Source organism: Kitasatospora sp. NPDC002965 (assembly GCF_040611255.1).
GTDB lineage: Bacteria > Actinomycetota > Actinomycetes > Streptomycetales > Streptomycetaceae > Kitasatospora.
The window spans coordinates 1-6,945 of the sequence record NZ_JBEXNT010000235.1 but is presented as its reverse complement, the minus strand read 5'-3'; the positions used below and the strand labels follow the sequence as shown (position 1 = coordinate 6,945).

The 6,945-nt window shown below is 71.9% G+C and carries 5 protein-coding genes and 1 pseudogene; 2 read left to right on the top strand and 4 right to left on the bottom strand.

From position 1 onward, the window contains the following. Nucleotides 1-358: 358 nt before the first annotated feature. From ABZY91_RS40845 to ABZY91_RS40830, 4 genes are all read right to left on the bottom strand, one after another. On the bottom strand, nt 359-1,048 hold the full coding sequence (locus tag ABZY91_RS40845; protein ID WP_329883741.1) for a nucleoside/nucleotide kinase family protein: 690 nt from the start codon (nt 1,046-1,048) through the stop codon (nt 359-361). A 50-nt stretch (nt 1,049-1,098) separates the two neighbouring features. Beyond that, nucleotides 1,099-2,070, bottom strand: a complete 972-nt coding sequence (locus ABZY91_RS40840) for an LD-carboxypeptidase (protein ID WP_355409174.1) — start codon at nt 2,068-2,070, stop codon at nt 1,099-1,101. A 93-nt stretch (nt 2,071-2,163) separates the two neighbouring features. Further along, a complete protein-coding gene (gene trpS / locus ABZY91_RS40835; RefSeq protein WP_355409172.1) occupies nt 2,164-3,252 on the bottom strand; it encodes a tryptophan--tRNA ligase in 1,089 nt (362 codons plus the stop codon). 175 nt (nt 3,253-3,427) lie between these two features. After that, nucleotides 3,428-4,873, bottom strand: coding sequence for an APC family permease (locus ABZY91_RS40830; protein WP_355409176.1), 1,446 nt, complete (start codon nt 4,871-4,873; stop codon nt 3,428-3,430). A 451-nt stretch (nt 4,874-5,324) separates the two neighbouring features. Here ABZY91_RS40830 and ABZY91_RS40825 point away from each other — a divergent pair, with 451 nt between their 5' ends. Together ABZY91_RS40825 and ABZY91_RS40820 are read left to right on the top strand one after the other, a co-directional pair. Further along, complete coding sequence (locus tag ABZY91_RS40825; protein WP_355409170.1) at nt 5,325-6,446, top strand: iron-siderophore ABC transporter substrate-binding protein; 1,122 nt, start codon at nt 5,325-5,327, stop codon at nt 6,444-6,446. Between the two features lie 203 nt (nt 6,447-6,649). After that, nucleotides 6,650-6,945, top strand: a pseudogene (locus ABZY91_RS40820) (hypothetical protein); the annotation flags it as partial.

The window sequence follows — 6,945 nt, the reverse complement described above, 5'->3', positions numbered from 1 at the left end:
GGAACGGACACTTCCTTCAGGCGGTTTTCACACCGGCCCTCCGGGCGCTTCGTTCTTTCGTGTTTCCAGCTTACCAGATGTTTTCCGCTCCGTTTCCGGCGCTTCGTTCATCCAACTCGCTGGTGTCTTCTGCGGCTTGACGCCCCGTCCGACGTTTCAAACTCTAGCCGAACCCCGCTCCGAAAAGCGAATCCGGCCGCAATCCCCAGAAATGGGCACGCCTAATAAACCCTGGCCGGAACGCATCGAAACAAAGACGACACGCCTCGGCCCGAATCAGGAAGAGGTGGTGTTTCAGAGGATTGGCCACTCCGGGACCGTCCGCGCTGACGCGTGTCCGGTTCTCCCTGCCGAGCGACTAGAGAACACTACGCCCGATCTGCTCCGAAGGCAAACCCGTCCCCCGGACGACGCGTGTGCAGAGCGGACGCCCCGTCTTCACGTACTCGCCGTTGGGGTGGTCGTTGGTGGTGACCCAGTGGCGGGCGGCGGCCTCGTCGCGGCCGGCGTCGCGGTGGCGGTCGAGGAGACGCCGCTCGCGCTCGGCGTCGTCGGTGTCCACGTACCAGAGTTCGTGGAGCAGCCCGCGGGCCTCCGGCCAGGGGTGGTCGCCGGCGGCGAGGTAGTTCCCCTCGGTGACGACCAGGCGGGTGTGCGGTCGGACGACGTGGCGGGCCGCCACCGGCTCGTCCAGGCCGCGGTCGAAGTCGGGGACGTAGATGTCCTGGAAGCGCTCGGTGGTGACCCGGCGCAGCAGGGCGACGTACCCGTGGGCGTCGAAGGTGGCCGGCGCTCCCTTGCGGTGGCCCAGGCCCAGGCGGTCGAGCTGGGCGCCGGAGAGGTGGAAACCGTCGAGCGGGAGGTAGGCCGCGCTGCCCGGACCCTCGCGGCGTTCGACCTCGGCGACCAGGTGCCGGGCCAGGGTGGACTTGCCGGCACCGGGCGGGCCGGACAGTCCGAGGATGGCGCGCGGGTGACTGCCCGGACCGTGCAGGAGGCCGAGGGCGAGAGCGGTGAGGCTGTCCGCTGTGGGGCTGTCCGCGTTCATGGGCGCACCCTACTCACCCGTCCGTGGCGCAGTCTCCGCCTTCCTCGGCGTCAGCGGTCGAGGGGCGGCCGTTCGGCGAGGGCGGGCAGTTCCAGGGTGAGCGTGCCGGTATCGGCGTCGAGCAGCGCGGGCACGCCGAGGGGGACCGTCAGGGTCGACGGGCAGTGGCCGAAGCCCAGCTCCCAGAGGACCGGTACGCCCAGCGGGCCGAGCCGGTCGAGCATGACGTCGCGGACGCGGTCGAGCGGTCCGCAGCCCTCCCAGGAGCCGAGGGCGATTCCGGCGACGCCCTCGAAGGCACCCGAGCGCAGGAACTGGGTGAGGATCCGGTCCAGCTGGTAGGGGTGCTCGTTGACGTCCTCCAGGATCAGGATGTTCCCGGCGAACGAGGGGCGGGCGGCGGGCGTGCCGCGCTCGGCGGCGAGCACGTGGGTGCAGCCGCCCGCGGTGATGCCGCGGGCCCGGCCCGGAACGAGCGGACCGGCGCCGGGGGTGGTGACGACCGTGGTGGCCGCGGGGTCGAAGAGGGTGCGGCGCAGGTGCTCGGCGGTCGGGCCGTCGGTGATGAAGGAGGCCGTGGCGCTCATCGGCCCGTAGAGGGTGGCGAGGCCGAGGCGCCGGGCGAAGGCCTCGTGCAGGGAGGTGACGTCGCTGAAGCCGATCAGCACCTTGGGCCGGACGGCCCGCATGGCCTCCCAGTCCAGCAGGTCGACGATGCGGTGGACCCCGTAGCCGCCTCGGGCGCAGATGACGGCGTCGACGGTGGGGTCGAGCCAGGCGTTCTGCAGGTCGGCGGCGCGGTCGGCGTCGGTGCCGGCGAGGTGACCGAGGACGGGGTGGGTGTCGAGGACGTGCGGCGCGACGGTGACCCGCAGCCCCCAGGACCGCAGGAGTGCGCTGCCGGCGGTGAGCCGCTGCGGATCGACGGGGCCGCTGGGGGCGACCACCACGACGTGGTCCCCGGGGCGGAGCTGCGGCGGACGGGTCAGGCCTCGGCCCGGCGTGGTCGGGAACTGGTCCACGGCCTGGCTCCTTCCGGGGTGGGGGCGGGGAGGGTGACGTGCTCTCGGGGCGGCCCCGGCGGAGCCACCCCGAGAGGTTATGCCCTCACACCTTCACACCGACCCCATCACGGTCCTGACCTCGTCGAGGGTGGCGTCGGCGACGGCATTGGCGCGCTCGGCGCCGTCACGAAGGACCTGCCGGAGGTGGCCGCGGTCGGCGGCGAGCGCGGCGCGGCGGGCGCGGATCGGGCGGAGGTGTTCGTTGACGGCCTCGGTCACGGTGCGCTTGAGCGCGGCGGCGCCGCCGTCGCCGATCTCCTCGGCGATCTCCTCCGGTGCCCGGTCCCGGCAGAGGGCGGCGAGCAGGACGAGGCCCGAGACCCCGGGGCGGGTGACCGGGTCGTAGGTGATCCGGCGGTCGGCGTCGGTCCGGGCTCCCTTGATCAGGCGGGCGGTGGTGTCCTCGTCGGCGGAGAGCGGGACGGCGTTGCCGCGGCTCTTGCTCATCTTGCCGCCGTCGGTGCCGAGCAGCAGCGGGGTGTCGGAGAGGAGGGGGCGGGGCGTGGGGAAGACGGCGCTGCCGTCGGCGTGCGGGTAGCGCTCGTTGAAGCGGCGGGCGACGGTGCGGGCGACCTCCAGGTGGGGCAGCTGGTCCTGTCCGACGGGGACGAGGTCGGCCTTGCAGAAGAGGATGTCGGCGGCCTGGTGGACGGGGTAGGTGAACATGAGCCCGTTGACGGCGGACTGGTCGGAGTGCGCGATCTCGTCCTTGACCGTGGGGTTGCGGCTCAGCTCGGCGACGCTGACCAGGCTGAGGAACGGCAGCAGCAGTTGGTTCAGGGCGGGGACCGCGCTGTGCGCGAAGATCGTGGCGCGCTCGGGGTCGAGGCCGGTGGCGAGGTAGTCGAGGACGAGGTTCTCGGTGTGCTCGCCGAGCCGGTCGGCGGTGTCCCGGTCGGTGATGACCTGGTAGTCGGCGATGACGACGAACATCTCGGCGCCCCGGCGCTGGAGGCGGACCCGGTTGCGCAGGGTGCCGAAGTAGTGGCCGAGGTGGAGCGGGCCGGTGGGGCGGTCACCGGTCAGGACGCGGTGGGCGCCCGGGTCGCGGCCGGTGCTCCCGTCGGGGTCGGGGTCGAGTCCGGGCGCGGGGGCGGGGCCTTGGGCGGCGGGAACGGCGGCGGAAACGGTGGTGGTCACGGGGTTTCTCCTCGGTACGGCGTGATGCGGCCGTCCGGGGCTCCGGGCCCGTCCCGTCGGAGAAACGCGACAGGGCCGTCCATCCCGGACGGCCCTGGTCAGGCGTGGCTGGTGGCCGTCCTAGGACGGCCACCAGTCGAGACCTGCGAAGCGCTTCATGCGTTCGAGGATAGCGTCAGTCCTCCACGACGAGGGCGGGCGTGTCCTTGCGCAGCGTCTCGCCGCGGAAGAACTCCGGCCGGTACGCGCCGTACGAGAACATCAGCACCGCGCCGAGCAGCAGGATGCCGACGCCGATGACGAACACCGAGCCGATGCCGAACACGGCGCCGCTGCCGTACTCCGGGTCCCAGGCGTCGGTGAGGGTCTGCAGGAAGACGGCGGCGAGCAGCACGCCGCCGAGCAGCGGGGCGACCCCCTTGACCAGGAGGTCGCGCGGACCGTTGCGGAGCGAGCGGCGGAAGTACCAGACGCAGGCGAAGGCGGTCAGCGCGTAGTAGAAGCAGATCATCAGGCCGAGGGCCAGGATGGTGTCCTGGACGACGTTCTCGCTGATCACGCTCATGCCGACGTAGAAGGCCGCGGTGGCGACGCCGGCGGCGACCGTGGCGTAGCCGGGGGTGCGGAAGCGCGGGTGGACGGTGCCGAAGCGCGGCGGGACGGCCCGGTAGGCGCTCATGGCCAGCAGGGTGCGGGCGACCGGGATGAACGTGGTCTGCAGGCTCGCGGCCGCACTGGCGACGACGGCGAGGAACAGCAGGATGCTCCACGGCGAGCCGAGCACCGGGCGGGCCAGGGCGGCGAAGACGTTGTCGGCGGTGTCCGGGTTGCCCAGACCGGTACCGGCGGCGCCGACGCCGGCGAACATCTGGGAGGCGATCGCGACCAGCAGGTACGAGCCGACCAGGGTCACCATCGAGATCATCGCGGCCCGGCCCGGGGTCTTGGCGCTGCCGCTGGTCTCCTCGTTCATGGTGAGGCAGGTGTCCCAGCCCCAGTACATGAAGATCGACAGCGAGAGGCCCGCGGTGAACGCGCTGAACGAACTGACTTCCAGCGGGTTGAGCCAGGAGGCGGAGAAGCCGATCGAGTCCGGCAGGTCACCGGCCGCGGCCTTGCCGACGGCGATGCCGGCGAAGAGGAGCAGCACCGCGAGCTGGAGGCCGACCAGGCTGTACTGGAACCACTTGGTGGCGGTCATGCCCCGGTAGCTCATCGCGGTGGCGGCGGCGATCAGGACGACCACCGTGAGCAGGTGGACGGCCTTGTTGTCGTTCAGCTCCGCGACCGCGCTGTTGCCGGTCATCTCGCCGAGCATCAGGTAGAGGAAGTCGGTCGCCACGCCGGCCAGGTTGGAGAGCACGATGATGGTGGCCACCGTCAGGCCCCAGCCGGCCATCCAGCCGACCCGCGGGCCGAAGGCCTTGACCGTCCAGGTGAAGGACGTTCCGCAGTCCGGGAAGTCCTTGTTCAGCTCCTTGTACGCGAACGCGACGAGCAGCATCGGCAGGAAGCCGGCCAGGAACACCGCGGGCATCTGGACGCCGACGGCGGTCACGGTGGGACCGAGCGTCGCCGTGAGGCAGTAGACCGGGGCGACCGTCGAGATGCCCAGGACCACGCTGCCCAGCAGGCCGACCGAGTTGCCCCGTAGGCCCTTGTCCCCCGTTGCCCCCGCCGCCCCCGGATCGGGGGCTCCACCACTGGCGCCACTGACCGGGGCACCCTGCGGAGCGGTGGGCGCCGTTGCCCGTCCGCTGCTTCCGTGCTCTGAGAGCTGCTGATCGACCACCAGCGCACCCTAGGTGGGGGTACCGAAGGTTGAGTAGGCCAACCCCTGGTGATCTGAGCCACTCCCTTCGATTCACCAGGGCGTGGCATCCGATGCCGACCGATACATGGGGCACAGGGGCGTGTACCTTTATTTCTAAGGGTTGTTATCGAATTGATTTGCCGCTTATGTCACGGTTTGAGATGTTCTGCCGCCGCCCGAAAGGGATTCGAGCGGGAGGAATCGGGACCTTCGGATAGGTTTGCCTCACCTAATCCCCCCGACCTCGAAGGAGCGCCGCGTGGCCCCCACCTCCGGCAACCAGACCGTCGTCCCCCGCCCCTCCCGCCGGAAGCTGCTCACCGTGGGCCTCACCGGCAGCGCCGTGCTCGGCCTCGGCGGGCTGCTCACCGCCTGCGGCAGCTCCGGGGGCTCCGGAGACGGCTCGGGCGGCGGCGCGGCAGGGGGCGGTGCGAAGCCGTCCGGCGGCTCCTCCCCGGACCAGAAGTCGGTCAAGCAGGGCGGCGACGACTACGCCACCGTGATCGAGAAGATGAAGAGCTTCGGCACCGACGCCGCCCCCGGCGTCTACCCGCGGACCGTCCGCCACGCGATGGGCGAGACGGTCGTCCCCGCCAAGCCCGTCCGGGTCGTCGTACTGGACACCGGCGAGCTCGACAACGTCGTCTCGCTCGGCATCCAGCCGGTCGGCGTGGTCCACACCGACGGTTCCAAGACCATGCCGTCCTACCTCAAGGCCAAGGCCGGCAGCCCCGCCGCCGTGGGCACCATCAACAGCCTCAACCTGGAGGCCATCGCCGAGCTCAAGCCCGACCTGATCCTCGGCAGCCAGCTGCGCGCCCAGGACCAGTACGCACAGCTCTCGAAGATCGCCCCGACCGTCTTCTCGCTGCGCCCCGGCTACCCCTGGAAGCAGAACTTCCTGCTCAACGCGAGCCCGTTCGGCCTGGAGGCGGAGGCCAGGGCCCAGCTGGACGCCTACCAGGCCGCCGCCGCCGCGATCGGCTCCGGTCTCGGCGACAAGCGGCCCACGATCACGCCGCTGCGCTTCATGCCCGGCAAGATCCGGCTGTACGCGGAGCTGTCCTTCATCGGCACCATCCTCGGTGACATCGGGCTGCCGCAGCCCGGGATCGAGCAGGTCAAGGAACTCGCGGTGGAGATCAGCCCCGAGCAGATCGACAAGGCCGACGCCGACTGGATCTTCTACGGCGTCTACGGCTCGCCCAGCTCCACCAACCAGGACGCGGTCCTCGGCGGCGCGCTCTGGAAGACCCTCGGCGCGGTCAAGTCCGGCCAGGCCCGGCCGGTCTCCGACGAGACCTGGTTCCTCGGCCTCGGTGTGGCCGCGGCCAACGTCGTCCTGACCGAGCTCAAGGGCTTCGTCGCACCCGGGGCCTGAGCCCCGGACCCCGCCTCCGGCGGCCGACGCCCGGAGCCGGCCCCTGCCGTCCCGGCCCGTCCGACCGACGCCTGACGTGCCGTCACGGTGCCGTGCGGGCGGGCCGGGACGGCGTCCTCGCCCGCAGCGGACGGAAAGGCGCTTGGAGCTGGTCGCAGGGTGCGGGAGGATCATCCGGACCGTACCCCGAAGGGCCCGTGCCGATGACCACGCTCGACCAGACCACCGCCGACCGCTCCCCGACCGACGCGCCAGCGCGTACGGCCGGCGAGCGGCCCCTGACCGCAGCACCGGCATCGCCGCGACCCACCGTGGAGGGCGGTGCCACGCGCTGCTCGATCGCGGCGGCGGGCACGGACTGCGCACCGGTCGGTGGCACCGGGGCCGGAGCCGCCCGGGACGGCTCGGTGCCGCGGCCGCGCGGCGGGGCGGCCGACGACGACGGGTCCGGCGCCGGCGGCTCCGGCCGGGGCGGCCCCGCCGGTGAGGGGGCGCCGGC

What these genes read in the sequence shown, in the direction of transcription:
- ABZY91_RS40845 (WP_329883741.1), bottom strand. Translation starts at nt 1,048, where the DNA reads ATGAACGCGGACAGCCCCACAGCGGACAGCCTCACCGCTCTCGCCCTC.